Origin of the sequence: Desertibaculum subflavum (genome assembly GCA_003576705.1) — a bacterium.
GTDB classification, from domain to species: Bacteria; Pseudomonadota; Alphaproteobacteria; order Ferrovibrionales; family Ferrovibrionaceae; genus Desertibaculum; species Desertibaculum subflavum.
Map to the genome: position 1 here is coordinate 1 of QOZS01000027.1, position 16,673 is coordinate 16,673.

Annotated in this window: 17 protein-coding genes; 7 read left to right on the forward strand and 10 right to left on the reverse strand. The window is 67.7% G+C overall.

Going from position 1 to position 16,673, the window contains the following annotated elements; all coding sequences use genetic code 11:
• The coding region (locus DT074_RS15195; protein ID WP_162914924.1) for a peptidoglycan-binding domain-containing protein at positions 1-456 on the reverse strand (456 nt) is incomplete at its 3' end.
• A gap of 123 nt (positions 457-579) precedes the next feature.
• Positions 580-1,254, reverse strand: coding sequence for a hypothetical protein (locus tag DT074_RS15200; RefSeq protein ID WP_162914925.1), 675 nt, complete (start codon positions 1,252-1,254; stop codon positions 580-582).
• Positions 1,255-1,544: 290 nt separating this feature from the next.
• On the opposite strand from DT074_RS15200, the gene DT074_RS15205 reads away from it, so the two are divergent.
• Positions 1,545-2,978, forward strand: a complete 1,434-nt coding sequence (locus tag DT074_RS15205) for an NAD-dependent succinate-semialdehyde dehydrogenase (protein WP_119420709.1) — start codon at positions 1,545-1,547, stop codon at positions 2,976-2,978.
• Positions 2,979-3,038: 60 nt separating this feature from the next.
• On the opposite strand, the gene lpdA is transcribed toward DT074_RS15205, so the two are convergent.
• The 8 genes from lpdA to DT074_RS15245 form a co-directional block, all read right to left on the reverse strand.
• Positions 3,039-4,433, reverse strand: coding sequence for a dihydrolipoyl dehydrogenase (gene lpdA / locus DT074_RS15210; RefSeq protein ID WP_119420710.1), 1,395 nt, complete (start codon positions 4,431-4,433; stop codon positions 3,039-3,041).
• A gap of 1 nt (position 4,434) precedes the next feature.
• The gene (locus DT074_RS15215; RefSeq protein WP_119420711.1) at positions 4,435-5,700 is read right to left on the reverse strand and encodes a dihydrolipoamide acetyltransferase family protein; all 1,266 of its coding nucleotides are present in this window, start codon (positions 5,698-5,700) and stop codon (positions 4,435-4,437) included.
• A 1-nt stretch (position 5,701) separates the two neighbouring features.
• Positions 5,702-6,715: an alpha-ketoacid dehydrogenase subunit beta gene (locus tag DT074_RS15220; protein ID WP_119420712.1), complete on the reverse strand. Its 1,014-nt coding sequence runs from the start codon at positions 6,713-6,715 to the stop codon at positions 5,702-5,704.
• A 2-nt stretch (positions 6,716-6,717) separates the two neighbouring features.
• On the reverse strand, positions 6,718-7,950 hold the full coding sequence (locus tag DT074_RS15225; RefSeq protein ID WP_119420713.1) for a 3-methyl-2-oxobutanoate dehydrogenase (2-methylpropanoyl-transferring) subunit alpha: 1,233 nt from the start codon (positions 7,948-7,950) through the stop codon (positions 6,718-6,720).
• A gap of 155 nt (positions 7,951-8,105) precedes the next feature.
• Positions 8,106-8,825 carry an ABC transporter ATP-binding protein gene (locus DT074_RS15230; protein ID WP_119420774.1) on the reverse strand — a complete coding sequence of 240 codons (720 nt, stop codon included), beginning with the start codon at positions 8,823-8,825 and terminating at the stop codon, positions 8,106-8,108.
• A gap of 58 nt (positions 8,826-8,883) precedes the next feature.
• Positions 8,884-9,642 carry an ABC transporter ATP-binding protein gene (locus DT074_RS15235; RefSeq protein ID WP_119420714.1) on the reverse strand — a complete coding sequence of 253 codons (759 nt, stop codon included), beginning with the start codon at positions 9,640-9,642 and terminating at the stop codon, positions 8,884-8,886.
• Positions 9,639-10,727 carry a branched-chain amino acid ABC transporter permease gene (locus tag DT074_RS15240; RefSeq protein WP_119420715.1) on the reverse strand — a complete coding sequence of 363 codons (1,089 nt, stop codon included), beginning with the start codon at positions 10,725-10,727 and terminating at the stop codon, positions 9,639-9,641. The genes DT074_RS15235 and DT074_RS15240 overlap by 4 nt, the downstream gene beginning before the upstream one ends.
• Positions 10,728-10,737: 10 nt before the next feature.
• Positions 10,738-11,586, reverse strand: a complete 849-nt coding sequence (locus DT074_RS15245; RefSeq protein ID WP_368744690.1) for a branched-chain amino acid ABC transporter permease — start codon at positions 11,584-11,586, stop codon at positions 10,738-10,740.
• 219 nt (positions 11,587-11,805) lie between these two features.
• Between DT074_RS15245 and pyrE the strand changes: the two genes are divergently transcribed.
• The 6 genes from pyrE (at position 11,806) to DT074_RS15275 (ending at position 16,673) form a co-directional block, all read left to right on the forward strand.
• Entirely contained in the window at positions 11,806-12,369 is a 564-nt protein-coding gene (gene pyrE / locus DT074_RS15250) for an orotate phosphoribosyltransferase (protein WP_119420717.1), read from the forward strand.
• Positions 12,370-12,577: 208 nt separating this feature from the next.
• Positions 12,578-12,781: a Flp family type IVb pilin gene (locus tag DT074_RS15255; protein WP_119420718.1), complete on the forward strand. Its 204-nt coding sequence runs from the start codon at positions 12,578-12,580 to the stop codon at positions 12,779-12,781.
• A gap of 295 nt (positions 12,782-13,076) precedes the next feature.
• Complete coding sequence (locus tag DT074_RS15260) at positions 13,077-13,571, forward strand: A24 family peptidase (RefSeq protein ID WP_119420719.1); 495 nt, start codon at positions 13,077-13,079, stop codon at positions 13,569-13,571.
• Between the two features lie 10 nt (positions 13,572-13,581).
• The gene (gene cpaB / locus DT074_RS15265; RefSeq protein ID WP_119420720.1) at positions 13,582-14,571 is read left to right on the forward strand and encodes a Flp pilus assembly protein CpaB; all 990 of its coding nucleotides are present in this window, start codon (positions 13,582-13,584) and stop codon (positions 14,569-14,571) included.
• On the forward strand, positions 14,571-16,013 hold the full coding sequence (locus tag DT074_RS15270; protein WP_119420721.1) for a type II and III secretion system protein family protein: 1,443 nt from the start codon (positions 14,571-14,573) through the stop codon (positions 16,011-16,013). The genes cpaB and DT074_RS15270 overlap by 1 nt, the downstream gene beginning before the upstream one ends.
• Before the next feature lie 9 nt (positions 16,014-16,022).
• On the forward strand, positions 16,023-16,673 hold the full coding sequence (locus DT074_RS15275; RefSeq protein ID WP_119420722.1) for a CpaD family pilus assembly lipoprotein: 651 nt from the start codon (positions 16,023-16,025) through the stop codon (positions 16,671-16,673).

Consider the following 16,673-nt stretch of genomic DNA (forward strand, 5'->3'; position numbering starts at 1 on the left):
GAGCGAGCCAGGCGCCAGCGACCCGCCAGCAACGCCAACCGTCGCGCCCGGCACCGGCGGCAGCGCGCCGGCCGCCCCGCGGCCGCCATCGACCACGGCGCCGACCTGCACCCGGCCGGGCGCCGCATCGGCATCGTTAGGCAGGCCGGCCAGGCCGCTGGTGCCGACGACGGGCCCGGTCCATGTAAGCGGCACCGTCTCCAGCCCCATGGCGTTCAGGGTCGCGCGGTTGAGCGGCCCTGCCGGCAGGCCGCGGCTCCGCTGGAACGCTTCCACCGCCGTCTGCGCATCGCTTTCCCAGATCGTGCTGGCCGGCCCGGCGCGGAAGTTGAGCTCGGCCAGCCGCTGCCGCACCATGCGCACGCCATCCTCGTCGGTCAGCACCACGGGCACGGCCGGGTCGGGCCGCGCCACGCTGCTGCCGGGCGGCGGGGCCGTCGTATACCGGTCCGACATGGGCGCATTGGCACCGCCGCTGCAGGCCGTGAGCAGAACGGCCGAAGCCAGCGAAGCCAATAGTGAAACCTTCCGCATGCGCCGCGCTCCCCTTCGATTTGTCACGCCCGTTCGCTGGAACGATCAGACCCCGGCGATCCGTCGCGCCGTCGCGATACGGCGCTGCGTCGCCTGGATCCTCGCGGCCCTCAGCTGTTCGCGCCGCCAGGCCAGGTGGTCGCGCAGCGAGGCAACGGCCCAGTATAGGCCCATGATCGCGGCGATCACGCAAAACACTTGGACCAGCAGCAGCAGGAGATCGACCGCCGTTCGGCCGCCATAGCGGCGCGGCAATGTCTCCGGCATATCGCTCAGCAAAATCCGGCTGCCGACAACCGCTGACGGCGGCGCTGCTGCCGCAGCGGGCTCGTCGCCGGCCGGTCCCGGCGCCGGGGAGGCGGGCAGCGACACCGCCGCCGGTTCGACGACCGCTTCCGGCGGCTCCGGTTTCGGCAGGGGCATCCGGAACGGAGGCGTGGAATGCAGGCCTGCGCCGCCGGCTTCGATGACGCGATCGGTATCTGCGGCCCGCGACAAGCCGGCCGGCGGCTCCTCCAAAGGCAGGCGAATCCGCGCCGCCGGCCGGGTCGGGGTCGCCTGGACGGCGGGCGGCACCCTGATCCAGTCGCCGGTATTGGGGCCGGCGGCCGGCGCGATGCCGACATCGACACCGCCGCCCTTCACCAAGATGCGGGCTGGTGCGCCGATCGACTCGATGTCCAGGGCAGGCGGCAGGGCGTAGCAGGCCCGCGATGCCATCGAAAGAACCAGCAAGGCGGCCGTGAAGGCCAGAATGCGCTCCGTCTCGCCTCCGTTCAGATCCAACCGAAACATGCATCCCTCTCGCGCTCGCGGTGCTGTGCCCCCATGCCAATAGCCACCTGGCGAACGCGCGGAGACGGCGCCGCGGAAGACATGGCGGTAACGTAGGAGGCCGGAAAAGGATGCGGCAGAATTGTGGCCGGCCGCGCCTGGCTCGGCCGGCCAGCTTCAACCCGGACAGATATCCCTCTACTATCCGCCGCCATCGCCGTGCTGGGGAGAGAAGCATGTATTCCGACGTATCGCTGCATATCGACGGCGCCTGGGTGAAGGGCGCCACCGGCCGCACCATCCCGGTGCTGAATCCCGCGACCGAGGAGCAGATCGGCACCGTCGCCCATGCCGACAAGGCCGATCTCGACCGCGCGCTGGCCGCCGCCGACAAGGGCTTCAAGGCCTGGCGCAAGGTTTCGGCCTTCGATCGCTACAAGCTGATGCGCAAGGCGGCCGACCTCCTGCGCAGCCGCGCCGACGACATCGCCAAGCTGATGACGGCGGAAAACGGCAAGCCGCTGGTCGAGGCCAAGGGCGAGACCCTGCTGGGCGCCGACATCATCGACTGGATGGCCGAGGAAGGCCGCCGCGCCTATGGCCGCATCGTGCCGGGCCGCATGGACGGCGTGGCGCAGCTGGTGATCAAAGAGCCGGTCGGTCCGGTCGCCGCCTTCACGCCGTGGAACTTCCCGATCAACCAGGTGGTGCGCAAGGCATCGGCCGCGATCGCCACCGGAAATTCGATCATCGTCAAGGGCCCGGAGGAGACGCCGGCCGCCTGCGCCGAGCTGGTCCGCGCCTTCGTCGATGCCGGCCTGCCGGCCGGCGTGATCAACCTGGTCTACGGCGTGCCGGCCGAGATCTCGGAATACCTGATCCCGCACCCGATCATCCGCAAGATCACCTTCACCGGCTCGACCGCCGTCGGCAAGCAGCTCGCCGCGCTGGCCGGCCGGCATATGAAGCGCGCCACCATGGAGCTCGGCGGGCACGCGCCGGCCATCGTGTTCGACGACGCCGATGTGGACGCCGCGGTGAAGATCCTCTCCGCCAACAAGTACCGCAATGCCGGCCAGGTCTGCGTGTCGCCGACCCGCTTCCTGGTGCAGGAGGGCGTGTACAAGAAGTTCGTCGAGGGCTTCGTCGCCGCGGCCAAGGCGGTGAAGGTGGGCGACGGCATGGACCCGGCGACCCGGATGGGCCCGCTCGCCCATGCGCGGCGCATCGACGTGATGGAGAGCTTCGTCGCCGACGCGATCGCCAAGGGCGCGAAGATCGAGACCGGCGGCAAGCGCGTCGCCAACAAGGGCTATTTCTTCGAGCCCACGGTCATGACCAACGTCTCGCCGGACGCGAAGATCATGAACGAGGAGCCGTTCGGCCCGCTGGCGCCGATCGTGCCGTTCAAGGATTTCGACAGCGTGGTGGAGGAGGCGAACCGCCTGCCCTACGGCCTCGCCGCCTACGCCTATACGAAGTCGGTCAAGACGGCGACAGCGATCGGCAACGCGATCGAGAGCGGCATGGTGTCGATCAACCACCACGGCCTCGCTTTGCCGGAAGTGCCGTTCGGCGGCGTCAAGGATTCGGGCTACGGCTCGGAAGGCGGCATGGAGGCGATCGAGCCCTATCTCGTCACCAAGTTCGTGACGCAGGTCGGGCTGTAGGCGGCCCACGAGGCGAACAAGCCCCGGCGGGAAACCGCCGGGGCTTTTTCATTGCCGGCCTCAGATATGCAGCGCTTCGCCGAGGGTGCGCAGGCTCGCCTCGTGGAAGGCCTCGCCCAGGGTCGGGTGGGCATGGATGGTGCCGGCGATGTCTTCCAGGCGGGCGCCCATTTCCAGCGCGAGGCCGAAGGCGGCGCTGAGCTCCGCAATGCCCTGGCCGACCGCATCGATGCCAAGGATGAGATGGTTGTCGGCGCGCGCGGTGACGCGCACGAAGCCTTCCTCCGCGCCGAGCGTCAGCGCCCGGCCGTTGGCCTGGAAGGGGAATGACGCAACGCGGATCTCGTGGCCCGCCTTGCGCGCCTTCTCCGGCGACAGGCCGACGGTGACCACTTCCGGATCTGTAAAGCAGATCGCCGGTATAGCGACCTTGTCGAAGGCGCGGCGCTGGCCGGCGATGATCTCGGCCACCATCTCGCCCTGCGCCATGGCGCGATGCGCCAGCATCGGCTCGCCGGTCAGATCGCCGATCGCCCAGACATTGCGCATCGAGGTGGCGCAGCGCTCGTCGATGCGGATGAAGGCGCCGTCCATGCCGAGATCGAGCTGATCGAGGCCGAGGCCCTCGGTGCAAGGGCGGCGGCCGATTGCGACCAGGATCTTGTCGGCCGGCAGGCGGCGCTCGGTGCCACCCGCGAATTCGACCACGAGAGCCTCGCCATCGGGCGAGAGTCCACGTGCGCGCGTGGCCGCCAGCATCTCGACGCCGAGCGCGCCGAGCCGACGGGCCACCGGTCGCGTCAGCTCGGTGTCATAAGCCGGCAGGATGCGATCCTCAGCTTCCACCACCGTCACCTTGGACCCGAGCTTGGCGAAGGCGGTGCCGAGCTCGAGCCCGATATAGCCGGCGCCCACCACGACCAGGCGCTGCGGCACGTCCGAGAGCGATAGCGCCTCGCTCGACGAGATTACCCGGCCACCGAAGGGCAGCGCGGTGAGCGGCGCCGGCACCGAGCCGGTGGCGAGCACCACATGCTCGGCCTTGATCACTTGCGGCCCGGTATCGGATTCGACGCGGGCCGTCTTGCCGTCGAGCATCGTGGCGTGGCCCGCTAGCGTCTTCACGCCATGCTTCTTCAGCAGCGCGGCGACGCCGCCCTTGAGCCGGCCGACGATGCCGTCCTTCCATTCCATGGTGCGGCCGAAATCGATCGACGGGCGCTCGACCCGGATGCCGTAGCGATCGGTGCCGGCCTGATGCACAGCCTGTTCGAAGGCCTCCGCGGCGTGGATCAGCGCCTTGGAGGGAATGCAGCCGACATTGAGGCAGGTGCCGCCGAGCCAGGCGCGCTCCACCAGCATGGTCGCGATGCCGAGCTGGCCGAGACGGATCGCGGTCACGTAGCCGCCGGGCCCGCCGCCGATGATCAGCACCTTGGTCCGGATCTCCGGCATCTCACACCTCGATGAAGATCGTCGCCGGTGCTTCGAGAAGCGACTTGATGCGCTGCACGAATTGCGCGGCGTCATAGCCATCGACCACGCGATGATCGAAGGACGAAGACAGGTTCATCATCTTGCGCGGCACGAACTGCGCGCCGGTCCAGTGCGGGCGAACCACCTGCCGGTTGACGCCGATGATGGCGACCTCGGGCCGGTTCAGCACCGGCGTGGTCACGATGCCGCCGAGGGGGCCGAGGCTGGTGATGGTGATGGTGGAGCCCGAGAGCTCCTCGCGTCCGGCCTGGCCGGCGCGCGCCGCCTCCGCCAGCCGCTGCATTTCGGCCGCGCAATCCCAGAGGTCGCGCGCCTCGGCATGGCGCACCACCGGTACCATCAGGCCCGACGCCGTCTGCGTCGCGATGCCGATATGCACGCCGCCATGGCGATGCACGATCTCGGCATCGTCGTCGTAGAGCGCGTTCATCTGCGGGAAATCGGCGACCGTGCGCACCAGCGCCTGCATCAGGAAGGGCAACAGGGTCAGTTTCGGCTTGCCGTCCGCGGCTTGCGCGTTCAGATGCGCGCGCAGATCCTCGAGCGACGTGACGTCGATCTCCTCGACGTAGGAGAAATGCGCGGCGCGCCGCTTCGACTCCGCCATCTTCTGCGCGATGCGCCGGCGGAGCCCGATCACCTTGATCTCCTCGACCGTCGTGTTGGCGATCCGGCGCGCGCCGGCCGGCGCGGCGGCACCGCCGCGCAGGAAGGCGTCGAGATCGGCATGTTCGATGCGGCCGGCCGGACCGGTGCCGCGCACCTGGCGCAGATCGACGCCCGCCTCGCGGGCACGGCGGCGCAAAGCCGGCGAGGCGATCGGCTTCTCGCCGGCCGGGCGCGGCGGGCCAAGCCGAGATGGTGTCCGCATCGGCGGCGGCGGCTCGTCTTCCGGTTCGGCCGGATGGGAACGGGGTGCTTCGGCTTTGCTCTCGGCCCTGGGTTGAGGTTTCGGCGCGGGCGCCGCCTCCGCATCGCCCTCTCCCGCCACTTCGAGGCGGAGCAGCTCGGCACCGACCGAGAGCATGCCGCCGACCTCGGCGCCGAGCGCCACCACCGTGCCGTCGAACGGCGCCGGGATCTCCACCGTCGCCTTGTCGGTCATCACGGCGGCCAGCGTCTGGTCCTCGCGCACATGGTCGCCGACCTTGACATGCCACTCGACCACTTCCGCCTCGGCGACGCCTTCGCCGACATCGGGCAGCCTGATGCTGCGCAAGCCCATGTCAGGCCTCCATCACCGCCTGGAGGGCGCGGCCGACCCGCGCCGCGCCGGGGAAGTAGTCCCATTCCTGCGCATGCGGATAGGGCGTGTCCCAGCCGGTCACGCGCAGGACCGGCGCCTCCAGGTGATAGAAGCAATGCTCCTGCACCAGTGCGGCGAGCTCGGCACCATAGCCCGAGGTCAAGGTCGCCTCGTGCACCACGACGCAGCGGCCGGTCTTCTTCACCGAGGCCTCGATCACCGGCAGATCGAGCGGCAGCAGGGTGCGGAGGTCGATCACCTCCGCGTCGATCCCGGTCTCGGCCGCGGCCGCCTCGGCGACATGCACCATGGTGCCGTAGGCGAGCACGGTCACCGCCTTGCCCTCGCGGCGGATGGCCGCCTTGCCGAGCGGCTCCACATAGTGCCCGTCCGGCACCTCGCCGCGCGGGTCCTTGGACCATGGCGTCACCGGCCGTTCGGGATGGCCGTCGAAGGGGCCGTTATAGAGCCGCTTCGGCTCCAGGAAGATCACCGGGTCGTCGTCCTCGATGGCGGCGATCAGCAGGCCCTTGGCGTCATAGGGATTGGACGGCACCACCGTCTTCAGGCCGGAGACATGGGTGAACAGGGCTTCCGGGCTCTGGCTGTGGGTCTGGCCGCCGAAGATGCCGCCGCCGGTCGGCATGCGCACCACCATGGGCACGGTGAACTGACCGTTGGAGCGATAGCGGAGCCTCGCCGCCTCCGACACGATCTGGTCGTAGGCGGGATAGACGTAGTCGGCGAACTGGATCTCGATGCAGGGCCTGAGCCCGTAGGCCGCCATGCCGATGGCGGCGCCGACGATGCCGGATTCGCTGATCGGCGTGTCGAAACAGCGGCTGGTGCCGTATTTCTGCTGCAGGCCCTGGGTGCAACGGAACACGCCGCCGAAATAGCCGACGTCCTCGCCGAACACGACGACGTTCGGGTCCCGCCCCATCGACACGTCGAGCGCGTCGCGGATCGCCTCGACCATGCTCTTGCGGGCCATCGTCAATACCCCGCCTGTTGGCGCTGGCGCCGGAGATGCGGCGGCATCACCGCATAGACGCCCTCGAACATGTCGCGCGCCGACGGTTTCGGTCCGGAATGCAGCGTGCCGTGCGTCTCGGCCTGTTTCTGCGCCGCGATCACCTCGGCCATGATCTCGGCCTCGCGCTGGGCATGGCGCGCCTCGCTCCAGACGCCGCGCTGGATCAGGTGGTTCTTCAGGCGGATCACCGGATCGCCGAGCGGCCAGGCATCGGATTCGTCCTTCGGGCGATAGCCGGAGGGATCGTCCGAGGTCGAATGCGCGCCGACGCGGTAGGTGACGTATTCGACGAGGGTCGGCCCGAGGCCGCGATGGGCGCGCTCCACCGCCCATTTGGCGACCGCATGCACGGCCAGATAATCGTTGCCGTCGACCCGGAGCGAGGGGATGCCGAAGCCGTGGCCGCGCGCCGCGAAGGTGCCGGAGCCGCCGCGGGCGATGCCCTGGAAGGTCGAGATGGCCCATTGATTGTTGACGATGTTGAGTACGACAGGCGCCTTGTAGGTGGAGGCGAAGACCAAAGCCGCGTGGAAATCCGATTCCGCCGTGGAGCCGTCGCCGATCCAGCCGGCGGCGATGCGGGTGTCGCGCTTGATCGCCGAGGCCATGGCCCAGCCGACCGCCTGGATGAACTGCGTCGCCAGATTGCCGGAAATCGAGAAGAAGCCGTGCTCGCGCGAGGAATACATGATCGGCAGCTGGCGGCCCTTCAGCGGGTCGCGCTCGTTGGAATAGATCTGGCACATCATGTCGACCATCGGATAGCCGCTGGCGATCAGCAGGCCGGCCTGGCGATAGGTCGGGAAGTTCATGTCGCCCGGGTCCAGCGCGCGCTGGAAGGCGCAGCTGACCGCCTCCTCGCCCGTGTGCTGCATGTAGAACGAGGTCTTGCCCTGGCGCTGCGCCATCTGCATGCGCGCATCGAAGGCGCGCAGGGTCATCATGTCGCGCAGGCCCTGCTGCAGCTCGTCGTCGGTGAGCAGCCCGGCCCAGGGGCCCACCGCCTCGCTCTCGCGGTTCAGGACGCGGATGATGGAATAGGCGAGGTCGCGGATGCTCTCGGGATCGGCCTCGACCTCGGGCCGGCGCACGCTGCCGGCGCGCGGAACGGTGACGTCGCTGAAATCCGGCGTGCCGCCGGGCCGGACCGCCGGCTCCGGCACATGGAACGACAGTGGCTTGCGTTCGGGCATCGGCGACTCCTGCGCAGCCGGCCACCCATCTCAACCCCGCGCGAAGCCGCGGTCAAATGGCCGCAGACGGGCCAACGCAGAAAGCAACGTTTCGGTTCAGCGGCACTTGGTCGGAGCAAGAAAACGCCGGGGATCGCCCCGCCGGACGCACGAAGCTAACGCCAGGTCTTCTTCTTCTTCCAGCGCCGGGTGCCGCGGGCACCCTCTTCCTTGATGCCGAGGTAGAATTCCTTGATGTCCTCCTTCTCGCGGAGCCGCGCGCAGGTATCGGCCATCACGATGCGGCCGACTTCGAGGACGTAGCCGTAATCGGCGGTGTTGAGCGCCATGTTGGCGTTCTGCTCGACCAGCAGGATGGTGACGCCGCGCTCGCGGTTGATGCGGACGATGATGTCGAAGATGTCCTTCACTAGCTTGGGCGAGAGGCCGAGCGAGGGCTCGTCCAGCAGCATCATCTTCGGCCGCGCCATCAGCGCGCGGCTGATCGAGAGCATCTGCTGCTCGCCGCCGGAGAGCGAGCCCGCGCGCTGGTCGGCCCGCTCCTTCAGCACCGGGAAGTAGCCGAACACGGCCTCCAGATCCTGCGCCACGCCGTCCGGGTCCTTCCGGATATAGGCGCCCATGCGCAGGTTCTCGCGCACGCTGAGGAACGGGAACACCTCGCGCCCCTCCGGCACGTGGCTCATGCCGAGCCGCATCACCTTGTCCGGATCCATGCGCTGGATCTCGCGGCCCTGGAACACGACGGTGCCCTTCTGCGGATCCATCACGCCGGAGACGGTCTTCAGCACCGTTGTCTTGCCGGCGCCGTTGGCGCCGAGGATGGTGACGATCGAGCCTTCGGCGACCTCGAAGGAGACGCCGCGGATCGCCATGATCGGCCCGTAATAGGTCTCGATATTGCTGACCTTGAGGATCGGCTCGCTCAACGGCTCACCCTCCGAGATAGGCGCGAACGACTTCGGGATGCGTCTGCACCTCCTGCGCCGTGCCTTGCGCCAGCATGCGGCCGTAATTCAGCGCCAGCACCCGGTCGGAGACGGCGGAGACCAGGCTCATGTCGTGCTCCACCATCAGGACGGTGACGCCGAGCAGGTTCTTGATGTCCTGGATCCAGAACGCCATGTCCGCGGTCTCCTCCACGTTGAGGCCGGAGGAGGGCTCGTCGAGCAGCAGGAGCTTCGGATCGGTGCAGAGCGCGCGGGCGAGCTCGGTCACCTTGCGCACGCCATAGGGGAGGTTGACGATATAGGTGTCGCGGTATTGCTGGATATCGAGGAAGTCGATCACCTTCTCGACCGCCTCGCGATGCTCGAGCTCCATCTTGCGCACGCCCGGCGTGAACAGGAGCTCGCCGAAGAACCCCGACTTCTTGTGCGCGTGCCGCGCCAGCAGCAGGTTCTGCAGCAGGGTCGCGTGCTCGAACAGCTCGATGTTCTGGAAGGTCCGGGCGATGCCGAGCTTGGCGATCTGATGCGGCGGCGTCCGCGTGATGTCCCGGTCCTCGAAGACCAGCTTGCCTTCGGAGGCTTCGTAGATCCGGCTGACCAGGTTGAAGATCGTCGTCTTGCCGGCGCCGTTCGGGCCGATGATGGTGAAGATCTCGCCCTTCTTCACTTCGAAGGTGACGCCGTCGACGGCCTTGATGCCGCCGAAGTTGATCGCGAGCCCATCGGCCTTGAAGAAGGTCACCGCAGTCGCTCCGACTTCATGTAGCTCTTCTGCCGCTTGAAGGTGGCGCGCTTGTACATCGGGAACATCGAGAAATAGAGCTTGATCTTCATCCAGCGGCCGTAGATCCCGAGCGGCTCGAACAGGATCACCAGCACCAGGATCAGGCCGAAGATGCCGGCTTCGAGGCCGGGTTGGCGGGAGATCGCCTCCGGCAGGTAGTCACGCAGGATGGCGATGGTGGGCGGCAGCAGGGCGACGAAGATGGCGCCGAAGATCGCCCCGTGCAGCGAGCCGAGACCGCCGACGATGACCAGCAGCAGCAGCTGGATCGACAGGATGACCGTGAAGATGTCGGGCGCGAGATAGGCGATCTTGTGGGCGAAGAGCGCGCCCGCCATGCCCATCAGCCCGGCCGAGTAGGCAAAGGCCATGGTCTTGTAGAGGGCGAGGTTGACGCCCATCGACTGCGCCGCGATCTCGCTGTCGCGGATGGCGATCCAGGCGCGGCCCGTGGGCGAGCGCAGCAGGTTCTTGGTGAGCCAGAGCGCCAGCACCAGGAAGAACAGGCAGAGATAGTAGAAGGCCGTATCGTCCTCGAACGAGAAGCCGAGAACGGTGGCCTTTTCCACCGGCATGCCGGCGAAGCCGTGCGTCACCGATTCCCAGCGCGAGAACACTTCCTGGATGATGATGGCGAAGGCGAGCGTGGCGATGGCGAGATAGATGCCCGTCATGCGCAGAGCCGGCAGCCCGACCAGGATGCCGGCCAGCGTGGTGATGATGATGGCGAGCACGATGGCGCCGGAGAACGGCACGCCGTGCTGGATGAAATAGGCGTGCGCGTAAGCGCCGATGCCGAGGAAGGCGGCATGCCCGAGGCTGACCAGGCCGGTGAACCCGACCAGCACCATCAGCGACAGGCCGCAGATGCCGTAAATGAACACCCAGGTGATCTCGCCGATGAAGTAGTCCTCTTCGAGCGCGATCAGAACCAGCGGCAGGGCGATCACGGCAAGGCCGAGCAGCGCGTACCAGAACGTGTCCACCTTGTCGCGGAACAGGCGGATGTCCTGGACGTAGTCGGTCTTGAAGAAGAAGCGCATGGCCTGCCGCCTACACTTTCTTGCGGCCGAGCGCGCCGAACAGCCCTTGCGGCCGGACGGCCAGCATGAGCAGCAGCACGACATAGGCCGACACGTCCTTGAAGCCTTCCGGCAGCCAGGCGCCGGAATAGAGCTCGATCAGGCCGATGATGATGCCGCCGGTCAGGGCGCCCGGGATCGACCCGAATCCGCCGAGCACCGCGGCCGCGAAGGCTTTCAGGCCGATGAAGCCGATATTGATGTCGATCAGCGAGACGGGCGCCAGCAGGATGCCGGCCACCGCGGCGACGCCGGCCGAGATCGCCCAGATCAGCGAGAAGATCAGCTTGACCGGAATGCCCATGTAGTAGGCGGCGAGCTGGTTCTGCGAGGCCGCCTGCATGGCGACGCCGAGCCGCGTATGGGTGAAGAACGTGTAGAGCACGGCGCAGAGGATCATCGTGCCGACGATGATCGACACATATTCGTGACTGATGGTCACGCCGCCAAGCGTGGTGACCTTGGCGGAGAACGGCGTGGGCAGCGTGTAGATCTCCGAGCCCCAGGTGACGCTGGCGAAGGTGCGGAACATGGCGCCGAGGCCGATGGTCAGCATGACCACGGCGAATTGCGGCTGGCCGATCACGCGCCGGAGAATGACGGCATCGAGCAAGGCGCCGAACACGGCCATCACCAGCACAGCGATGACCAGGCCGACCCAGTAATCGAGCCCCCACAGCACCACCGCCATATAGGCGATGAAGGCGCCGAGCATGAGCAGGTCGCCCTGGGCGAAATTGACCAGCTCCGTCGCCTTGTAGATGAGCACGAAGCCCAGCGCGACAAGGCCGTAGATGCAGCCGACCGCCAGGCCGTTCAACGTCAGCTGAAGGAAGATCTCCAGTTTCCGTCCCCAAGAATGCGCGACGGTCTGACGCCGTCGTCGTGAAAGCCATCCCCCATGTGATATGGGGCCAGCGCTTATAGCGAGGCGGCAGCGATGCCGTCAACGCGGCGCGCCGAGGCTTGACGGAGGGCCGGTCGATCTGACACCGGTTGGCCCAGGAACCCGCCAGAAACTCACCAGGAAGCCGAACCGATGCCGACGACTGCCCGCGCCCGCCTGATCGACGTGATCCGCGCCCGTTCGCTCTCCCTCGGGCCGGCGGTGAAGCTGGCTTCCGGGGGCACGACCACCTTCTACTTCGACATGAAGCGGACCATGTTCGACCCGGAAGGCATCGACCTGATCGGCGACCTGGTGCTGGATGCCGTCCTGGAGACCGGCGCCGAATATGTCGGCGGGCTGGAAATGGGTGCCGTGCCGATCGCGGTGGCGGTCGGGATGAAGTCGCGGGCCCGCGGCACACGCCGGCTCGGCACCTTCTTCGTCCGCAAGGAGGTGAAGGAGCATGGCAGCCGCCGGCTGATCGAGGGCCTGATTGAAGGCGAGAGCCTGGCTGGGCGTCCGGTCGCGGTGCTGGAGGACGTCACCACCACCGCGGGGTCGGCCATGAAGGCGATCGGCGCCTTGCGCGAGGCCGGCGCCCGCATTGTCGCCGTCATCACGGTGGTCGACCGCCTGGAAGGGGCGGAGGCCAATCTGGCGCGGGAAGGCCTGCGGCTGCTGCCAATCCTGACCGCGCGGGACTTCGGCATCTGAAGCCGGGCGGCAGCGCCGGGCCGGCCGGCAAGCGGCTTGATTGGAATTGCTGATAGTTTTATGTAAGTTTGCCGCGATTATTACTTTGATTGACCGGATAAATACTATGTCCGGACGAATTTTCCATCTCGATTTCATGATTCGTTAAGACGGCTGTCCCATAGTCGGACCTGCCGAGCAGATTTCGCTCTATCCAGGAGATCGTCATATGTTGCGCACGTTCAAGAATCTGATGCAGGACGAGTCCGGCGCCACCGCGATCGAGTACGGCCTGATCGCCGCGCTCGTGTCGGTCGCCGCGATCACGGCCCTGCAGGCCATGGGTAGCTCGCTCGATACCATTTTCGGCATCGTCAGCACCGAGCTGAACGATGCGGCTTCTGGTGTCCAGCAAACCGGCACCGGCGGCTAATCAGCCTCCAGTTTCCGACACGGTGCGGGGCGGCCTGCTTGCAGGCCGCCCCGTTTCGTTGTGGGGGGCACCGCGGGAAATCGCCCGGCCACGGCATCGGCCCCGCCATTCAGGCCGCATGGCCGAGGCCAAACTGCCGATTTGGCAGGATCTATATTCAAATCACCTCGAAATTTATTCAAAGTCTACGTCCGAATACTAAAGCCTCTATTCACGCTTCTTTAAACGGCAGGGGCGCAGGCTGAGACCGACACGCAATCGCCCATTCAATCGCCGCTTTCGGGTCTCCGCGACCATGTCCGTTTCGATCCACCAATTCGTCGTTCTCTGCTTCTTCATGGCCGTCGCCTGGGCCGCGGTCGGCGACCTGCGGGCATTCCGCATCCCGAACCGTCTGGTGCTGCTCGTCATCGGCTTCTATCCCGCGCATCTCATCGCAAGCCCGCAGCCTGTCGACTGGCTGGCAGGCCTGATCTGCGGCGCGGTCGTCTTCTTCGCCGGCTTCTTCGCCTTCAGCCGCGGCATCATCGGCGGCGGCGACGTGAAGCTGCTGGCGGCCATAGCGCTCTGGGCGGGACCGCATTTGGTGTTCCCGGTGCTGCTGCTGACCATGATGAGCGGCGGCCTGCTCGCCCTGATCTTCCTCGCCCACGCCATGCTGCAGAGCCGCTCGCAGGTCGACGGCGCCGTGCTGGCCCGCCGGGGCCTGCTCGCCGCCCCCGTGCCCTACGGGATCGCCATCGCCATCGGCGCCGCCTATCTGACCGGCCGCCTGCTCCTGAACATCTGAGGCTGCCCCCATGAACATCCGCGCCCTGCTGTTCGGTCTGATTGCGCTGATCGCCGCCGGCGCCACCTTCTTCGGTGCCAAGAACTGGCTGGAGGCGCAGCGCCGCTCCATGGTCCAGGTCCAGGCGCCGAAGCCGGCCGCGCCGAAGCCGTCGACCGTGGTGCTGGTGGCGAAGCAGAACCTGCCGCAAGGCACGCTGCTGCAGCCGACGCATCTGCGCTGGCAGGCCTGGCCCGATGACACCGTCTCCGACGCCTATGTCCTGCAGGGCAAGAAGAAGCTCGAGGATTTCGTCGGCGCCGTCGTGCGCCAGGGCATTGCCGGCGGCGAGCCGATCACCGGCGCGCGCGTGGTGTTCCCCGGCGAGCGCGGCTTCCTCGCCGCCGTGCTGGAGCCCGGCATGCGCGCGGTCACCGTGCCGATCAATGCGACATCCGGCATCGCCGGCTTCGTCTTCCCCGGCGACCGTGTCGACCTGATCCTGACCCACAACTACGACAAGGCGTCCAAGACGGCGCGCAAGGGCGCGGAGACCGTGCTTGCCGACGTTCGCGTCCTGGCAATCGACCAGCGCAGCGACGACCAGGCCAACAAGCCGGATCCCGGCCGCACCGCCACTCTGGAAGTCACGCCGAAGCAGTCCGAGATCATCCCCCTGATTACCGAGCTCGGCCGGCTGTCGCTGGCGCTGCGCAGCCTCGAGCCGGCGGCCGAGCTGGTGCAGGCCGGCGCCGACGGCGACGACCCGACCAAACGGAAGCCGGGATTGCGCGGCACCACCTTCACCCTCGACACCGAGGTGAGCCGGCTGCTGAAGACCACGCCGAAGGGCGAGCCGGAATTCGTGGTCAGCGTCGTGCAGGGCGGCAAGTCGAAGGACGTTCCGTTCGTACGCAAAGGCGGGCGCTGGCAGACGCAGCAGATCACCGCGGACGATGGCGCCCAGGCATCCGGCGGCGGCGAGGCCGAGGCCCCGGTCGAAAGCAGGAACGACAACTGATGAAGACCCCCCTCCTCCGCCTGCTCGGCGGAATCACCGCCGGCCTCGTGCTCGCGCATGCCGCCGCCGCCCAGACCGTCGTCCGCCCCGAGCAGGCCGCTCCGGCGCAGCCGATCGAGGTGGTGGCCTCCGGCGGCAACAAGCTCGCCATCGAGGTGAGCCGCGGGCAGCTGATCAAGCTCAATCGTCCGGCGGCGGCGGTTTTCGTCGCCGATCCCGCCGTGGCCGAGGTGAGCGTGAAGTCGCCGACCCTGGTCTACGTGTTCGGCAAGAAGGCGGGCGATACCACCCTCTACGCGGTGGACGAGCGCGAGCGCGTGCTGCTCGACCTCCGCCTGCTGGTGACGCACGACCTGACCCGCCTCAACGAGCAGCTGCGCCAGACCGTTCCGGATGCGGAAGTGAGCGCGACGTCGGTGCAGGGCGGCATCGTCCTGCAGGGGCTGGTCCCGAATGCCGGCCAGGCCGAAGACGTGCAGCGGATCGCGCAACGCTTCCTGGCCAAGGATGAGCAGATCATCAACCGAATCACGCTGACCGATTCGAATCAGATCAACCTTCGGGTCCGCATCGTCGAGGTCAGCCGGGATCTGGTGAAGCGCATCGGGTTCAACATCGATGCGCTGACCAGCGGTAAATTCGCCTTCGGCATCGCCACCGGCGCCGCCACCACCGTCGGCGCCTTCCCCGGCTCCGCCATCGCGACGCGCACTGCCGGCGTCAACAATATCGTCGGCACCGGCCGCGTGCTCGGCGTGGACCTCAATACCGTCATCGATGCGATGGAGACCGAGGGCCTGGCCACCATCCTGGCCGAGCCCAACCTGACGGCCGTATCCGGCGAGACGGCGAGCTTCCTCGCCGGCGGCGAGTTCCCGATTCCCGTGCCGCAGGACAACACCACCATCACGATCCAGTTCAAGAAGTTCGGCGTCTCGCTCAACTTCATCCCCACCATCCTGTCCGGCGGGCGGATCGCGCTGAAGGTGGCGCCGGAGGTGAGCCAGCTTTCCGAGAGCGGCGCCATCGTGCTCGACGGATTCAGCATTCCCTCGCTCACCACCCGCCGCGCCGAGACCTCGGTGGAGCTGGCGAGCGGCCAGAGCCTGGCAATCGCCGGCCTGATCCAGAACAACATGCGGACCGATGCGCAGAAGGTGCCGGGCCTCGGCGACATTCCGATCCTCGGCGCGCTGTTCCGTTCGAACGGCTTCCGCCGCAACGAGACCGAGCTCGTCATCATCGTCACGCCCTACCTGGTGCGGCCGGTGATGCCGACCGCGAAGCTTTCCACGCCGGTGGACGGCCTGATCCCGGCCAACGACGTCGACCGCGCCGTCCGCGGCAAAGTCTATCGCGAGCAGATCGGCCCCGGGCCGTCGCGCGCCGCCGGACCGACCGCGAACGGCCTGATCGGCCCCGCCGGCTTCGTCCTCGACTAGGAGCCCCACATGACGCGCGGCAAGATCTTCTTCGCCATCCTGTTGCTGTCGCTCGGCGCCTGCGCGCGCGAGGAAGCGGCCTGGACCGCGGTCGAGGCCCCGAATCGCCTGCAGGTGGACTGGCGCTCCGAGGCCTTCGTCGCATCCTTCCCGGCCGGCGCCGCCGAGCTTGCACCCGACGAGCGCGCCAAGCTCGCCCGCTTCCTGGTGGCGGGCCTGCGCACGGGCGACGAGCGGATAACCCTGAGCCCGCCGCCCGATGCGGACCGGGCGCTGACCGATCGCCGCGTCAATCATCTGCGCCAGATCGTCGCCGGCGCGGCGCCGCGGCGCCCCATCACCGTCGCGCCGATCGCCGATGGCCGCCTGGCCGCCGGCAGCGCCATGGTGGTGATCGGCCGCTACATCGTGTCGACGCCGTCCTGCCCCAACTGGCGCAAGCCCTCGGGCACCGATTCGGCGAACCAGCCCTCCTCCAATATCGGCTGCGCCAACGAGACCAATCTCGGCCTGATGGTGGCCGATCCGGCCGACCTGGTCGTCGGCCGCGAGCTCGACAACGCCGAGGCCGAGGCGATGAACCACGGCATCCGCCGCTACCGCGAGAACAAGGTTCCGGCGCTGCCGAAGGACAATTCGACCCTGACCACGGGTAAGTGA

What these genes read in the sequence shown, in the direction of transcription:
- DT074_RS15200 (WP_162914925.1), bottom strand. Translation starts at nt 1,254, where the DNA reads ATGGCATCGCGGGCCTGCTACGCCCTGCCGCCTGCCCTGGACATCGAG.
- DT074_RS15205 (WP_119420709.1), top strand. Translation starts at nt 1,545, where the DNA reads ATGTATTCCGACGTATCGCTGCATATCGACGGCGCCTGGGTGAAGGGC.
- lpdA (WP_119420710.1), bottom strand. Translation starts at nt 4,433, where the DNA reads ATGCCGGAGATCCGGACCAAGGTGCTGATCATCGGCGGCGGGCCCGGC.
- DT074_RS15215 (WP_119420711.1), bottom strand. Translation starts at nt 5,700, where the DNA reads ATGGGCTTGCGCAGCATCAGGCTGCCCGATGTCGGCGAAGGCGTCGCC.
- DT074_RS15220 (WP_119420712.1), bottom strand. Translation starts at nt 6,715, where the DNA reads ATGGCCCGCAAGAGCATGGTCGAGGCGATCCGCGACGCGCTCGACGTG.
- DT074_RS15225 (WP_119420713.1), bottom strand. Translation starts at nt 7,950, where the DNA reads ATGCCCGAACGCAAGCCACTGTCGTTCCATGTGCCGGAGCCGGCGGTC.
- DT074_RS15230 (WP_119420774.1), bottom strand. Translation starts at nt 8,825, where the DNA reads ATGGCGATCCGCGGCGTCTCCTTCGAGGTCGCCGAAGGCTCGATCGTC.
- DT074_RS15240 (WP_119420715.1), bottom strand. Translation starts at nt 10,727, where the DNA reads ATGCGCTTCTTCTTCAAGACCGACTACGTCCAGGACATCCGCCTGTTC.
- pyrE (WP_119420717.1), top strand. Translation starts at nt 11,806, where the DNA reads ATGCCGACGACTGCCCGCGCCCGCCTGATCGACGTGATCCGCGCCCGT.
- DT074_RS15255 (WP_119420718.1), top strand. Translation starts at nt 12,578, where the DNA reads ATGTTGCGCACGTTCAAGAATCTGATGCAGGACGAGTCCGGCGCCACC.
- DT074_RS15260 (WP_119420719.1), top strand. Translation starts at nt 13,077, where the DNA reads ATGTCCGTTTCGATCCACCAATTCGTCGTTCTCTGCTTCTTCATGGCC.
- cpaB (WP_119420720.1), top strand. Translation starts at nt 13,582, where the DNA reads ATGAACATCCGCGCCCTGCTGTTCGGTCTGATTGCGCTGATCGCCGCC.
- DT074_RS15270 (WP_119420721.1), top strand. Translation starts at nt 14,571, where the DNA reads ATGAAGACCCCCCTCCTCCGCCTGCTCGGCGGAATCACCGCCGGCCTC.
- DT074_RS15275 (WP_119420722.1), top strand. Translation starts at nt 16,023, where the DNA reads ATGACGCGCGGCAAGATCTTCTTCGCCATCCTGTTGCTGTCGCTCGGC.